A 14,945-nucleotide genomic window follows, 5' to 3' on the forward strand; every position below is an offset into this window, starting at 1 on the left:
TTGGACCGGCACTTGCAAATGGCAACAGCACACATTCGCCAAAGCCCGCTTTTCCACTGAAAAGCAAGGGCTGGCACCAATCCAAAAAGTTGACGATGTGATCAGGAAAAACTGACCAAGTCGTCATTTTTTTACTTTTAATAAGTTGACACTTTGGTCAGGTTTTGTCTAGTCTTCATCCAGCAAGCGAAGACGCGGGGGACGATTTCGTGCCAATGACTTTAAAAGATGCGATGGCGGAAGCGTTTGCCGGCTGGGAAGGGGATCTGCCGCCCGACTGGCGCGCCGCCTTGGGTAGCGTTGGCGATGATTTCAGCCGTATCGACGCGGATCTGGAATTCGAGGCCTGGGAGCCGATATTTCCGGTGCGCCGCGGACGCCATTTTCCCGGTCAACCCAAGGGTGCGCATGCGCTCGCAGCCTTCGACGGGATCGCGCCACAGGAAGTCCGTTGTATGATCCTCGGCCAGGATCCTTATCCAGAGCCGGGTTTTGCCACTGGTCGCGCGTTCGAGGCGGGCAATCTCGCGTCATGGAACGAGCTCGACAAAATGTTCTCGAAGAGCATCCGTGCCTATATGCAACTCATCGCCGCAGCGCGGACCGGTAATCAGAACCTTTCCGAAAGCTTCGAGCGCTGGCCGGACGTCCGACAGATGCTTTGCGATCCGGATTGCGGTTTCGAGGGGCCAAGCGCGATCGGTGACCGTTGGGTTCGTCAGGGCGTGCTTCTGCTCAATGCTTCGCTGACGCTTTCGCGTTTCAAGGTCGACGTAGATCCGCATCAGGCGAGGGGACATCTGCCTTTTTGGCGACCGCTGATGCTCAAAGTGATCGCCACCTTGCGTGAGCGCGATCAGCCGATCGTCTTCATAGGCTTTGGCGATGCCGCGGCTGACATCCTTGCGGAAGCCGGCCTCAGCGAATGCGTATCCGGCAACTGTGCCTTGATTTTACGCGATCATCCCGCTTTTGCCGAGCATGTACTCGGTCGGGAAAATCCATTTCTTCTTTGCAATTCCTATCTTGAGGCGAGGGGCGCAAGCCCCGTCGCATGGTAAGCCATGACAATTTCGTCGGAATACGACTACATCATCGTTGGTGCCGGCTCCGCCGGCTGCGTGCTTGCGAACCGCCTGTCGAAAGACCCGAAGACCCGCGTGCTGTTACTTGAAGCAGGCGGCAAGGATCGCAATCCGCTGTTTCGCCTGCCTATGCTGATGGGCAAACTGTTTCACTCGGGCATCTACAATTGGCATTATCACACAGAGCCGGAGCCCTCTCTCAATAACCGTTCGCTCTATTGGCCACGCGGCAAGGTTCTCGGCGGCACCTCCACGATCAACGGCATGATCTATGTCCGCGGCAATCGGCACGACTATGATCGATGGTCGCAGTTCGGCCTGCCTGGCTGGTCCTATGACGAAGTCTTGCCCGCCTTTCGCCGTTCGGAATTCCATGTGCAGCGTAACGGACAGTTTCATGGGGACGGAGGCGAACTGACGGTCTGCCGTGCGCGCGGTCACAACCCATTGATGGATGTGTTTTGCGAGGCGGGGCAACAGGCCGGTTATCCCTTGAATGACGATTTCAATGGCGAGACGCAGGAAGGTTTCGGCCGCTACGATTTCACCATTCGAAAAGGCAAGCGCTGGTCCACGTCCTGGGCTTTCCTTCGCCCTGCGATGCACCGCGCCAACCTCACGGTGATCACGGGTGCTGAGACCACACGCCTGCTGATCGAGAATGGTAGAGCAACCGGCGTCGAGTATATTAAAGCCGGAAATGTGTCGGTGGCGCGCTCCGCGGGCGAAATCGTGCTCTCTGCCGGGGTTGTCAATACGCCCAAGGCACTGCTGCTATCGGGTATTGGTCCGGCCGACGAACTGAAGGCAATTGGAATCAAGCCGCTTCTCGATCTACCAGGGGTCGGCAAGAATCTTCAGGATCATGTCGATTGCGTTATGAGTTGGGAGTGCCGTCAACCCATAACCCTGTTCGGCGATTTACGCGCCGACAAGCTGATCCCCGCCGTCGCACAGGGAATGCTGTTCGGCGAAGGTATCACCACGACCTTTCCCTATGAGGCCGGCGCATTCGTCCGCTCCAATGATGGATTGGTCGCGCCCGACATCCAGCTCCACTTCATGCCGGCGCTGGAAAAGACTGCCAATCTGCATTTTCCCAATCCGTTCCGTAAAAAGCAACGTGTCGAAGCCAATCATGGCTTCACCATTCGCGTCGGGCCGGTCAATCCGGTCAGCCGGGGCGAGATCACGCTGCGATCCACCAATCCCACCGACAAGCCGAAGATCCTCGCAAACTACCTGCGTGACGATTTCGACGTCCGGACCATGATCGACGCCATTCGATTGACGCGCGATATCGTTGGCCAGAAGGCTTTCGATGGTTATCGCGGACTTGAGCTGGCGCCTGGGCCAGCGGCGAAAAGCGATGCTGATCTGACCACGTGGCTGCGCGCTACTGCCATGACCACCTTCCACCCCGTCGGCACGGCCAAGATGGGCAACGACCCAATGGCCGTTGTCGATGCAGAGCTCAAGGTGCACGGCATCGATGGCCTACGAGTGGCCGATGCCTCGATAATGCCGATCATCTCCAGCGGCAACACCAATGCCCCAGCCATCATGATCGGCGAAAAATGCGCCGAATTCATCCTGAACGCTTGAAGGAAGCAAAAGAATGATCCTCGAACACCGCACCTATACCTTCAAACCGGGCACGGTCGACAAATGGATGAAGAAGTACGAAGCCGAGGGCCTGCCGATCCAGAAGCGGCATCTCAACCGGTTCGTCGGGCTGTACGTTTCGGAGATCGGGGTGCTGCACACCACCGTGCTGATGTGGGCCTATGACAGCCTTGCCGACCGCGAGGCACGTCGCCAGGCCATGTATGCCGATCCGGAATGGCAATCCTTCATTGCAGGCGTCTGGGCGCTTGATGCCATCCAGAAGCAGGATGTCATGATCATGAATCCGGCGCCCTATTCGCCGCTCGCCTAGGAAAATTTAGTAGCGCGACTTTAAACAACTAAAAGAGAGGGAACTGCACATATGAAAAACACCAAAATTGACAATGATCTTTCCCGCGGGTTCGATCGCCGTACTTTCCTCCAGCTCGGCGCCGGCGCGGCAGCGTTCAGCCTGGCCACCGGGCTACTGCCGGAAGCGGCGCGGGCAGCCGGCGGTCTGGTTGCGCTGGTTCATACGCAGGCGGCCGGAGACAACGGCCCGGTCGATGCGATGATTGCGAAGCTCAAGCAGCTGTCCACGGAGCAGGGTTTTACCTATCGCGCCGTCTACGCACAGGATCCCGCAACCTACGAGACCGTGTTCCGCACGCTCGGAGATGCCGGCGCATCCATTATCGTCTCGACCTTCAATGAGGTTGCGGAACCATTCAAGGCGCTTGCCCCTTCCTATCCCAACACCAAATGGATTCAGCTGTTTGCCGACCCCTTTGAGCCGGCCATCCCGAACGTCGTCACGGTTTCCTATGACTATTATCTCGGCTGCTACCTTTCCGGCGTTTTCGCCGCGAAGATGTCGAAGACCGGCAAGATCGGCTTCATCGGCGGCGTCTCTATTCCGCCGCTCAACGCAGACTTCAACGCGCTGAAAGCCGGTGTCCATTCGGTCAATCCGAATGCCACGGTGACAGCTGCTTTCGCGGGGTCGTTCCAGGATCCGGCCAAGGGTCAGGAAATTGCGACGCAAATGTTTAACGATGGCATCGACTATATACAGACCGATGCGGCAGCCACCGATGGCGGCATCATTTCTGCGGCCAACGAGAAGGAAGGCCGCATGGTTAGTTGCCTGTCGCCGGCACAATTCGCGCTTGGCCCGAAATCGGTGATTTCGATCGTCGGCCTGGATTACGGCGTGTCGCTTTACAACGAGGTCGGCAAAGCGCTGGGAACCGGATGGAAAGGTGGCACCCACGAACATACCGGCCTTGGAACCGATGTCATCAACTTCATTCCCTCGCCATTGTTTGCCGAGCATGGGCCGGCTGCGCTGACCGCGACGGCAAAGGAAGCCTTGAAGGATGTCGACAAGGTGCGTGCCGGCATTCTCGGCGGTTCCGTTAAGGTCGACTTCAATACAACCCTATAGGCGCTGCGTTAGCCGGCCGCACGAGGGCGGCCGGTAGGGTATCTGAGGTCCCGGCGGCAGCGTCGGGACCGTTGAATCATGTCGGAAAGCTCTTCATGTCCAATCATTCCCCGCCTGCACTCGCATGCCGCGACGTGACCGTTCGCTATGGCGATGTCACGGCGCTCTCGGAAGTTTCGATCGAATTCGAAGCCGGCCTCATTCATGCCGTTCTTGGCCAGAATGGAGCGGGCAAAACGACATTTGCCCGCGTTGCGTCCGGTCTCGTGCAGCCGACAACGGGGAGGGTGGAGATCGGAGGACAAGCGATCCGCACCGGCCATGTGCGTGACAGCCGCGAGGCGGGTGTCGAGCTTGTTCATCAGAGCTTCGCCTTGCCGCCGTCATTCACCGTAGCTGAGGTGATGGAATTCGGTGCACCGGGCCATGGCGGTTTCTACTCGCGCAAGGCACTGGCGGAGAAGTGGCGTCCGCATTTACAGAGCCTCGATATCCAGGTCGATCTTTCGCGGCGCATCCGCGATCTGCCGGTCGAAACTCAGCAGAGCATCGAAATCGCTCGTGCGCTCGTCACCGATGCGAAGGTATTGATCCTCGACGAGCCGACGGCAGTTCTCTCTCCTGCTGGCATCGACATGCTTTTCGCCCGAGTGCAGCGGTTGAAGGACCGCGGCGTTACTGTCATTCTCATTCTTCACAAGATCCGCGAAGTACTGGGCATCGCAGACACCATCAGCGTGTTGCGCGGCGGCCGGCGGGTGGAAGGCCCGGTACCGAAAGCAGATCTCTCGGCCGAGCGCCTTACGGCACTGATTGTCGGCGACGCGGTCCGATCACAAAGTGCAAAGGACAGGGATGCGCTGCTTGGTATTGAGCAACCGCATGGCAAACTGCCTTTCAAGCATTCCGTTAATGCAGCGCAGGCACCGGCATTGACGCTGAAATCGGTCTCTACCGTCTCGGACGACGAAGGCGCGCCGCTTGAGAATGTCAGCCTGTCCGTACGGCCCGGAGAAATCGTCGGCATTGCCGGTGTCGAGGGCAACGGGCAGAAGACATTGGTTCGCGCCATCGCCAACCTGGCGGCACTTTCGTCCGGCACGATCACGCTTTCCGGGCAGGATGTCACGACAAAGACAGTAGCCGCTCGCCGCAACGCCGGGCTGCGTATCATTCCGTTCGAGCGCAATGTCGAGGGCCTCAGCCTGACCAGCTCCTTGTGGGAAAACTGGAGCGCGCGCGAATTGCTCCAGGGTTCCCTGCTGCAATTCGTCAACCCCGCGCGTATCCGAAAGCTTTGCGATCGTTCCCTGAAAAGCTGGGGTGTCCATTATCATGTCTCCTCGCAACCCGCCGGCTCTCTGTCGGGCGGGAACGCTCAGAAGGTTATTCTGGCCCGTGAAATCGATGCGGATGCCAAGCTCATCATCGCCGCTCAGCCGACACGCGGACTCGATATCGGCGCCACCGCCTTTGTTTGGAAGTCCCTGCGAGCGGCGCGCGACAGGGGAGCGGCGATCCTGTTGATCTCTTCGGATCTGGACGAACTTTTCGATATTTCCGACCGCGTGTTGGTCATGCTGTCTGGCCGCGTCGCCGGTGAGTTCGTCGAACCATACGATATCCACTCGGTCGGTGCGGCTATGGTCGGGGCAACATCGGCGAGAAAGGAAGCTTGACGATGAAAAGCAGGATTGTCGTCATTCTCCGCAGCCTGATCTTCGTGGCCCTCTCGCTGATCCTCTGCGCCGTGATTTTCCAGTTTGCCGGCTACAATGCACCACAGATGCTGGTTGCTGTCGCAGATGGCGCATTTCTGCGTCCGGGCGCCGTCGAGCAAAGTCTGAGATGGGCGTTGCCCTTGTTCATCACGGCTGTCGGCGTCAGCATTTCCTTCCGTGCCGGTTTTTTCAATATCGGCGCGCAGGGGCAGTTCTATGTCGGCGCGATCGCTGCCGCCTTTGCGGCAGAAGCCTTGCGTGGCGGTCCTGCGCTCGTCGTCGTTCCGCTGATCTTTCTGGCAGGCATGACGGGTGGAGCGCTTTGGGCGCTTTGGCCAGGCCTGCTGAAACTGCGCTCCGGTACGGATGAGGTCATTACCACGCTAATGGGCAACTTCATGGCTGGCTTGCTTCTGGTCTATGTAACGTCAGGGCCATTGAAGGATCCGTCCGGCACCGGGCAGCAGGCTTCGAGCCGCCCGATCGATGCGGCCTATCGCATCTCCAACTCGCTTGGGCTGTCCCCGACGATCATTGGTATTGCGTTTGTCGTGGGGATCGCGATGTGGCTTCTGGTCAATCGCACCGGCTTTGGTGTCCTGGCAAGCCTTGCCGGCCGAAACGGCACCATGGTGCGTTGGCAAGGTGCAAAGCTCTGGCAGCTCGGATTGTCGAGTTTCATCATTTCCGGTGCGTTGGCAGGCCTAGCGGGAACGATCGAACTGATAGGCCCCAACGGCCGCATCGCTTCCGGATTCCTGCCGACGCACGGCTTCACTGCCATCCTGATCGCGTTGGTCGCCAATCTCTCGGTCGTCGGCACCGCCGCCGTATCCGTCTTCTTCGGAGGATTGGCATCGGCCGCGCTCTATCTGCCTATCATGGCCGGCTTGCCGGCCGCGGCGATCGACATCATCAATGCCGCCATCGCGCTGTTTATCACCGCCAGGTCCAACGTCGTCGAGAAGCTTCTGCGTCTGGGAGGACGTCCGCAATGAACGACATCATCATCGCCATCCTGCGTTCGGGTACGCCACTGGTCTATGTGACACTCGCCGGAGTCATCGCACAGCGTGCAGGCGTCTGGAATCTCGGTCTCGAAGGCCTGATGATCATCGGCGCTTGCGCCACCATCCTCGGAATCATGCTGACGCACTCCTTTATCCTGGCCATATTCATCGCCATTCTGCTCTGCGTCGCAGCCTCGATGCTGCTGTGGTTCGTCATCGAGAAGCTAAAGGCCAATCCGATCATTGCCGGGCTCGGTCTGACCGGTCTCGGCGTCGGCGGCACGGCGCTGGCGGTCGAAGCGATCTTCGGCAGCCAGGGGACAGTGACGGCTCCCTTCGGGGTGCCGAAGCTTGGCCCGGCTTTCGGTTCCTACGGTGTCCTGTCGATCTTCGTTGCAGCCATGCCTTTCGTCGTCTTCGCCATGTGGTTATTGCTACGTCGCAGCCGCTTCGGTCTGCAGCTTGCAGCGAGCGGCGAGCATCCCTTTGCCGCGCGGAGCGTCGGCATCCAGCCGCAACGCATGCGTCTTGTGGCCTTGTCAATCGGCGGCATGCTATGCGCCATCGGCGGAGCGGAACTGGCAGCGGGAAGCCTGCAATTCTTTGCACAAGGGATGACGGCCGGACGCGGCTTCATGGCGTTCGCCGCTGTTATCTTCGGTGCGGCCCATCCGGTTGGCGCCACGCTGGCGGCGTTCTTCTTCGCTATTGCCAGTGCGCTCGGCATTCGCGCACAGTTGATGTTCGGCGAGAAAGTGCCGCACGATTTGTTGCAGGCGCTTCCTTACCTCGCCACCGTGTTCGGCGTCTGGCTTTCCGGCCGGCTAAGTGGTGCCAAGACTGCGGGAAGCTTCGGCGAGCTGAAGGACCAATAGGGGAGAGAAACGGCCATGAACAAGACCCTGATCCGCAATGCCAATATCCTCGCGGTGGATGCAGCACATGGCACGAAACCCTTCTCCGGTGACCTTCTGGTCGAGGGCGGATTGATTGCCGCAATCGGCCCCGATCTGGCCCCGCCGGATGGAGCGCGCATCATCGATGGCCGCGACCGGCTCATCATGCCGGGGCTCGTCAATGCTCACACCCACTCCAGCGAAACCTTCTTTCGCGGCCGCTACGAAGGGATGCCGTTGGAGATTTGGCTGCTCTACGCCTATCCGCTGCTGATGAACGATCCGATCGGAAAGCGGCTGCTCTATTTGAGAAGCTTGTTGCTGGCGATGGAATCGCTGCGCAATGGCGTCACCACTCTCTGTGACGACTTTTTTGATCCGCCACGCCATAATCTCGATCGGCTCGGCACGGTTTTCCGCGCCTACGACGATGCAGGCATCCGCGCGAATGTCTCAAGCGCGGCCATGAACATTCATACGCTTGATGCTTTACCTTTCGCACGCGATGTGATGTCGGCGGGGTTGCAGTCTCTACTCGATTTCGGACCACCGATGAAGGCCGAGGCCTATGTCGATTTCTGCAAATCCGCCTTCGACAACCTGCACGGCCGCGCCGGACGCGTGAATTTTATGATTGCGCCATCTGCTCCCCAACGCTGCACACCAGATCTCATGATGGCCTGCATGGAACTGGCGATGGAAAAGCACGTGCCGTTCCATACTCATGTGCTGGAAACCCGGACGCAGGCGATTACCGGCCATGAGCTGCATGGCAAGAGCCTCATCGCCTACATGCGGGACCTGGGCCTTCTTCGACGCAATACGACGATAGCGCACTCTGTCTGGGTCAGCGACGACGACATGTTGCTGATGGGCGAGGCTGGTGTCTCGGTTGCCCACAATGCCATATCCAACCTGAAACTCGGTGCTGGCATCGCGCCAGTCAGGCGCCTTATGGATGCAGGCGTCACGCTGGGCCTCGGGACTGATGGCGTCTCATCCAACGATACGGCACGCATTTTCGACGTCATGCGCGTGGCAGGTCTTATCCATTCTGTTTCAGGACCGGATTATGGCAAATGGGTCACGGCCGACGAGATCCTGCGCATGGCAACGATCGGTGGCGCAAAGACGGCAATGCTCGAGCATGTCACCGGCTCGCTGGAGATCGGCAAATCCGCCGATCTCATGATTCTCAATTTGCGGTCCTATCCGTTCCTGCCGTTCAACGATGCGGCGAAGCATCTCGTCTATTCAGAAAACGGTTCGTCCATCGAAAAAGTCATGGTCGCCGGCCGTATCGTCATGGAGGACGGCCGCCTGACGACCGTGGACGAGGCGGCCGTCTTCGCCGAGCTGGCCGAGCTCGTGCCGGCGTGGCTGGAAGAGCATGCCGAACTCGAACGCCGCAATGGCATATTCGCCCCGGCCATGGCCGAAATTCACCGCCGTGCGACGCTAGCAGAATTGCCACTTTACCGCTATCAGGGCGATCTCCCATTTCTGGGTTGAACCACGCCACTCATAGAAAGGTGTTTCTATCGGAGAGGCAAAGGCGATCCTATGTCGATCGCTGCGGGGCAGTTGCGAGTGCTAGAGCGAGAGTGGTTCTAACTCATTGAGTAAGATAGAGAAAATCGCCTCCTGCCTTGTATTGGCGACTGCCGCTCTGACATCGGAACTATGTGCCCGTCGCAAGCTTGCGATTTTGGCGGCATCAAAATTTAGGCCGACGACACAGCGAAGCGGCGGCGCGGTTTTGAACGGTTGCTGAGCCACCACGAGGTGTCACCGATAGGTTCGCAAGGAAATACTAGAACGTTCCAAATTTTGGCTGCCTTCACGATCTAAGTGGCTATAGCCGCGTAGGGCTCATCAGTAAATACCGCAAAAATAAGCATTTTTCCAGTTATATCGGAATGACCCAAGGATTACGCATCGACTTTGATGATTTTTCCGACTTGACAACATTGGAACGTTCCAATTATTAACGCCGATATGGCTCGGGCCTTGGAGAACCTCATGAAAAATGAACGGGTAACCGTCATTGACATCGCGAAGGCGGCAGGTGTGTCGAAGTCGACGGTCTCCCTCGTTCTTCAGGGATCTCCGCTGGTCAATGACGGTACCCGGGCAAAGGTTACGGCTGTCATGCGCGAGCTCGGTTACGTCTATAACCGCGGTGCCGCCAACCTCAGGCAATCCAGCTCGAAGTCGAAGATCCTCGGCGTGGTTGTCAACGACCTGACTAATGGGTTCTTTGCCGAGCTTGCCGTCGGCGTCGACATGGTGGTGCAGTCCGCTGGTTTTGTTCAGTTCCTTTCCAATACCAGCGAAAGTCTGGATCGCCAGAGTGAGGTCATCGCCTCCATGCGCGAGCATGGAATCTCGGGTCTGATATTGTCGCCGGCCCGCGCAACGACCGCGGCTGATCTCAAGCCGATCGTGGCTTCAGGCATCCCCGTCGTCGTCGTCGTGCGCAACGTGCCGGGAGCTCGAGTGTCATCCCTCGTATCGGATAATCAGCAAGGCACATTTGCCAGCGTGCGGCATCTCGCATCCCTTGGGCATCGGCGGATAGCCTTCCTGGGAGGGTTCAACGATACCGCCGTCTTCGAAGACCGGCTTCAAGGGTATCGTGCTGCTATGGCAGCCCATGGCATGAAGCCTGACGATAGCCTTGTCGTCCCGTCCGCGCCCTCCAGGGCAGGCGGTGTTGATGCCATTGGACGAGCGTTAGCCATTGACGTCAAGCCGACGGCCGCCGTCTGCTTCAACGATGCGGTTGCCTTCGGCGTATGCGATGGGCTTCGCGCCAAGGGCCTGGAACCGGGAAAAGATTTTGCGGTGGTCGGCTTTGACGACGTCATCGAGGCGAAAACAGCGGTTCCGGCGCTGACGACCATTTCGGTCGACCCACAGGCGATGGGCCGGCGGGCCGCTCAGCTCCTCTTGAAGCAGATCAATGCCGGCAAGGCCGAGGCGGAATCGATCATTTCGTCCGTGCGCCTCGTAGTGCGCAGCAGCTGCGGGGCAGAAGGCGCTGATCCGTCCGTTAAAGTTGAAACAGGACTTTAGATGAACATGAGCAAGCATATTACGCCGGCGGAAGCCGCAGCCCTTATTCCGGATGGCGCCATCGTTTCGGTGTCGTCATCCAGTGGACTAGGATGCCCCGATCTTATGCTGAAGGCGATCGGCGAACGTTTCGAAACGACCGGTCATCCGCGCGATATCACCACACTTCATCCGATTGCCGCTGGCGACATGAGCGGCATCAAGGGCGTGGACTATATCGCCAAGAAGGGACTGTTGAAGCGCATCCTCGGCGGATCCTATCCGTCCGGCCCGTCCAGCGCCGAACCGCCACTCATTTGGCAGATGATCACCAATAACGAGATCCCCGCCTATAATATTCCCTCGGGCATCATGTTTGATATCCACCGCGAGGCTGCCGCGAAGCGTCCAGGGGTTTTGACCAAGGTTGGCATGGATACCTTTGTCGATCCCAAGCGCCAGGGCTGCGCCATGAACGAGCAGGCGACCCGGGAGCCCGTGGTCAAGCGCGTGTCGTTTGAAGGTGACGACTACTTGTTCTTCCCGTCGATCGTGCCGCAGGTTGCTATTATCCGTGCGACCACGGCAGACGAGCGTGGCAATCTCACCTACGAACACGAAGGTGCCTATCTCGGCGGTCTTGATCAGGCTCTGGCCGCCCGCAACAATGGCGGCGTTGTCATCGCTCAGGTCAAACGCATCACGAAGGAAGGTTCGCTAAAGCCCCATGATGTGCGCGTACCCGGGATGCTCGTCGACTACGTCATCGTCGATCCCGATCAGAAGCAGACGACGCAGACCCTCTACGATCCCGCCATCTCAGGCGAAATCTTCCGTCCGCTCGACAGCTTCAGTGTTCCGGAATTCAACATACAGAAGGTGATCGCCCGGCGCGTGGCTCAGGAGCTCCAGACCGGAAGCTGCGTCAATCTTGGTTTTGGTATTTCCGCCAACGTGCCGCGTATCCTTCTCGAAGAAGGGCTCCATGGCGCCGTCACCTGGGTTATCGAACAAGGCGCCGTCGGCGGCGTTCCGCTGCTTGATTTTGCTTTCGGCTGCGCATCGAACGCCGACGCCTATATGCCGTCGCCATATCAGTTCACCTATTTCCAGGGAGCCGGCTTCGATGCCTCGCTGCTTTCCTTTCTGGAAATCGGCAGCGACGGTTCCGTCAACGTGTCGAAGCTGTCCTTCCGTCCGCATGTGACCGCGGGTGCCGGCGGCTTCGTCGACATCACGGCGCGAGCGAAGAAGATCGTCTTCTCAGGCATGTTCAATGCGGGAGCAAAGCTCGCCATCAACGACGGCAAGCTCGTGATCGAGAAAGAAGGCAAGCTGAAGAAGCTCGTCAACGAGGTGGAGCATGTCACCTTCTCGGGCAGGCGCGCTATCGAGCAGGGCCAGGACATCACTTACGTTACCGAGCGCTGCGTCATGAAATTGACGCCGAATGGCATCGTACTGACGGAGATCGCTCCGGGTGTCGATCTGCAGGAACACGTCCTTAGTCAATCCGAATTCCCGCTCATCGTATCGGAAGACCTCAAGATCATGGACGCGAACCTATTCGCTGAGGCGAACATCGACCTTTCGCTTCCAAAGAAGGATGCCCGTGTTCTGGAGGGTGTCTTCCATGGCTAGCGGTACGGTAAGGGTCGAGGTCGAAGGCCATATCGCGACGATGACGGTCTCGCGGCCGGAGAAGCTGAACGCGCTCGACCTCGATATGCTCAAGGCCCTGTCCGATGCCGCGGACGAGGTGGAAGCTAACGCTCAAGTCCGCGTCGCGATCCTGACCGGCGAAGGCAAGGGTTTCTCGGCAGGCGGCGATATCAAGGCGTGGGGCGGCATGCGCCCGGAAGAGTTTGGTCATGCCTGGGTTCGTCACGGCCATCGCATTTTCGAGCGGCTGGCCACGTTGCGCGTTCCCCTTATCGCTGCTCTCAACGGGCACGCGCTTGGCGGTGGTCTTGAACTCGCTGGTGTTGCCGACATCCGCATAGGGGAGGAACACATCAAAATCGGCCTGCCCGAAACCGGCCTTGGCATGGTTCCGGGGTGGTCGGGTACCCAACGGCTCGTGAAACGCTTCGGAGCCCAGATCGTGCGTCGCATGGCGCTCGGTGGCGAAGTCTTTACCGCCGAGGAGGCGCGTGGTCTCGGGCTCGTAGATGCTGTTGTCGCGACCGGCAAAGCTGTCGTCGCGGCGAACGAATACGCGGCGCGTATCGCCGCCAGAGGACCGGCGGCCCTCGAAATAGTCAAGCTCATGATCGCCTCCGCCAATGACGAGGACAACGGCACGGCAGTCGAGGCTCTTGGGTCGATCCTCGCCGCGAAGACCGGCGACCTCAAGGAGGGTGTCGCTTCATTTACCGAGAAGCGCTCTGCAAAATTCAAAGGAGAATGGTGATGACGGTACTGGTGACGCCAAAGGCTCTTGCCGACCATAAGGCTCGAGACTTCAAGATGCTGATCGACGGCAAATGGGAGGCCGGCGCTTCCCAGCCAATCGAGCGCATCGCGCCGAGCCACGGCATCGTCGTCAGTCGTTTTCCGACGGGCACAAAAGAAGACACGGTGCGCGCCATCGCTGCGGCACGCAAGGCGTTTGATCGCGGCCCATGGCCCAGAATGACCGCGTCCGAGCGCTCGGCCATCTTGTTGAAGGCGGCCGATCTCATCGCCGCGCGCTCCGAGGAACTCGCCTATCTCGATGCCATCGAAGCCGGTAAGCCGATCTCGCAGGTTCGTGGTGAAATAGCGGGTTCGGTCGACATTTGGCGCTATGCCGCGGCTCTTGCCCGCGATCTTCATGGCGAAAGCTATAATACCCTTGGAGACGGCACGCTCGGCGTCGTCCTGCGTGAGGCGATCGGCGTTGTCTCCATCATCACGCCCTGGAACTTCCCGTTCCTGATCGTCGGTCAGAAGCTGCCATTCGCGCTGGCAGCCGGCTGCACAACGATCGTGAAGCCGTCGGAGCTGACGTCGGGATCGACGCTCGTCTTGGGCGAAATCCTCCAGGAAGCCGGTGTGCCCGATGGCGTGGTCAATATTGTCACCGGTACAGGGCCGGAGGTCGGCGCCATCATGACCTCGCATCCGCAGGTCGACATGGTTTCCTTCACCGGTTCGACGGGTGTCGGCAAGCTGACGATGACGAACGCCGCGCAGACCTTGAAAAAAGTGTCTCTCGAGCTTGGAGGAAAGAACCCTCAGATCGTCTTCCCGGACGCGGATCTGGATGCGTTCATCGATGCCGCGGTATTCGGCGCATATTTCAATGCGGGCGAATGCTGCAACGCCGGTTCCCGACTGATCCTGCACAAGAGCATCGCTTCCGATGTCGTCAAGCGGGTCGCGGAGCTCGCAAAAGACGTCAAGGTCGGCGATCCCCTCGACCCGTCCACTCAGGTCGGCGCGATCATCACGCCTCAGCATCTTGAGAAGATCAATGGCTATCTCGCTGGCGCAAAGGAGAGCGGCGCGAAAGTAGCCCATGGCGGTCAGGCTCTCGATTTCGGCATGGGTCAGTTCATGGCGCCGACCATTCTCGAAGCAGTCACGCCGAACATGGCCGTGGCTCGCGAGGAGGTCTTCGGACCCGTTCTCTCCGTACTGACCTTCGAGACGACGGCCGAAGCGATCGAGATCGCCAATTCCATCGACTACGGCCTGTCGGCCGGCGTGTGGAGCCGCAATTTCGACACCTGCCTCACGATCGGCCGCAAGGTCCGCGCCGGAACGGTCTGGATGAACACCTTCATGGATGGAGCGTCGGAGCTTCCGTTCGGCGGATACAAACAATCCGGCCTTGGCCGTGAACTCGGCCGCCATGCCGTCGAAGATTATACCGAGACCAAGACGCTCAACATGCATATCGGCGCCCGAACCAACTGGTGGATGCCGCAGAAAGACAAGCTGGCCTGACAGCCGGCAAAGGACTGCGCCCGAGGAGGGCGGGGAAATAGTGCAGGAATGGTTCCTGCACTTCAAACTTGAACTGGGAGGTTCTCAATGCGCAAGTTTCTGACGACGACGGCGGTATTGGCGCTGGCGGTTGGTGGTTTGGGCGTATCGGCTCGGGCTGCGGATGTGAAGGAAGTGCAGATGCTGCA

At 59.1% G+C, this 14,945-nt stretch carries 12 protein-coding genes; all 12 read left to right on the top strand.

Annotated features, from left to right (window positions below):
* Nucleotides 1–215 precede the first annotated feature (215 nt).
* Nucleotides 216–1,061, top strand: a complete 846-nt coding sequence (locus GA0061102_RS18680) for a uracil-DNA glycosylase family protein (protein ID WP_245298055.1) — start codon at nucleotides 216–218, stop codon at nucleotides 1,059–1,061.
* Nucleotides 1,062–1,064: 3 nt separating this feature from the next.
* Nucleotides 1,065–2,690 carry a GMC family oxidoreductase gene (locus GA0061102_RS18685; protein ID WP_092851977.1) on the top strand — a complete coding sequence of 542 codons (1,626 nt, stop codon included), beginning with the start codon at nucleotides 1,065–1,067 and terminating at the stop codon, nucleotides 2,688–2,690.
* A gap of 13 nt (nucleotides 2,691–2,703) precedes the next feature.
* Nucleotides 2,704–3,024, top strand: coding sequence for an NIPSNAP family protein (locus GA0061102_RS18690; protein ID WP_092851979.1), 321 nt, complete (start codon nucleotides 2,704–2,706; stop codon nucleotides 3,022–3,024).
* Between the two features lie 51 nt (nucleotides 3,025–3,075).
* On the top strand, nucleotides 3,076–4,140 hold the full coding sequence (locus GA0061102_RS18695) for a BMP family ABC transporter substrate-binding protein (RefSeq protein WP_092851981.1): 1,065 nt from the start codon (nucleotides 3,076–3,078) through the stop codon (nucleotides 4,138–4,140).
* Between the two features lie 95 nt (nucleotides 4,141–4,235).
* Nucleotides 4,236–5,819, top strand: coding sequence for an ABC transporter ATP-binding protein (locus GA0061102_RS18700; RefSeq protein ID WP_092851983.1), 1,584 nt, complete (start codon nucleotides 4,236–4,238; stop codon nucleotides 5,817–5,819).
* Between the two features lie 2 nt (nucleotides 5,820–5,821).
* Nucleotides 5,822–6,859 carry an ABC transporter permease gene (locus tag GA0061102_RS18705; protein ID WP_092851985.1) on the top strand — a complete coding sequence of 346 codons (1,038 nt, stop codon included), beginning with the start codon at nucleotides 5,822–5,824 and terminating at the stop codon, nucleotides 6,857–6,859.
* On the top strand, nucleotides 6,856–7,746 hold the full coding sequence (locus tag GA0061102_RS18710; protein ID WP_092851987.1) for an ABC transporter permease: 891 nt from the start codon (nucleotides 6,856–6,858) through the stop codon (nucleotides 7,744–7,746). Before GA0061102_RS18705 ends, GA0061102_RS18710 begins: the two co-directional genes overlap by 4 nt.
* Nucleotides 7,747–7,761: 15 nt before the next feature.
* Complete coding sequence (locus tag GA0061102_RS18715) at nucleotides 7,762–9,279, top strand: amidohydrolase family protein (protein WP_092851989.1); 1,518 nt, start codon at nucleotides 7,762–7,764, stop codon at nucleotides 9,277–9,279.
* A 510-nt stretch (nucleotides 9,280–9,789) separates the two neighbouring features.
* A complete protein-coding gene (locus GA0061102_RS18720) occupies nucleotides 9,790–10,845 on the top strand; it encodes a LacI family DNA-binding transcriptional regulator (RefSeq protein ID WP_092851991.1) in 1,056 nt (351 codons plus the stop codon).
* Nucleotides 10,846–10,851: 6 nt separating this feature from the next.
* Nucleotides 10,852–12,465, top strand: a complete 1,614-nt coding sequence (locus GA0061102_RS18725; RefSeq protein WP_092852018.1) for an acyl CoA:acetate/3-ketoacid CoA transferase — start codon at nucleotides 10,852–10,854, stop codon at nucleotides 12,463–12,465.
* Complete coding sequence (locus tag GA0061102_RS18730; RefSeq protein ID WP_092851993.1) at nucleotides 12,458–13,237, top strand: enoyl-CoA hydratase/isomerase family protein; 780 nt, start codon at nucleotides 12,458–12,460, stop codon at nucleotides 13,235–13,237. The genes GA0061102_RS18725 and GA0061102_RS18730 overlap by 8 nt, the downstream gene beginning before the upstream one ends.
* On the top strand, nucleotides 13,237–14,757 hold the full coding sequence (locus tag GA0061102_RS18735) for an aldehyde dehydrogenase family protein (RefSeq protein WP_092851995.1): 1,521 nt from the start codon (nucleotides 13,237–13,239) through the stop codon (nucleotides 14,755–14,757). Before GA0061102_RS18730 ends, GA0061102_RS18735 begins: the two co-directional genes overlap by 1 nt.
* Nucleotides 14,758–14,945 lie beyond the last annotated feature (188 nt).

It is taken from the genome of Martinezella miluonensis, assembly GCF_900094545.1.
In the GTDB taxonomy this organism is placed as follows: Bacteria; Pseudomonadota; Alphaproteobacteria; order Rhizobiales; family Rhizobiaceae; genus Rhizobium; species Rhizobium miluonense.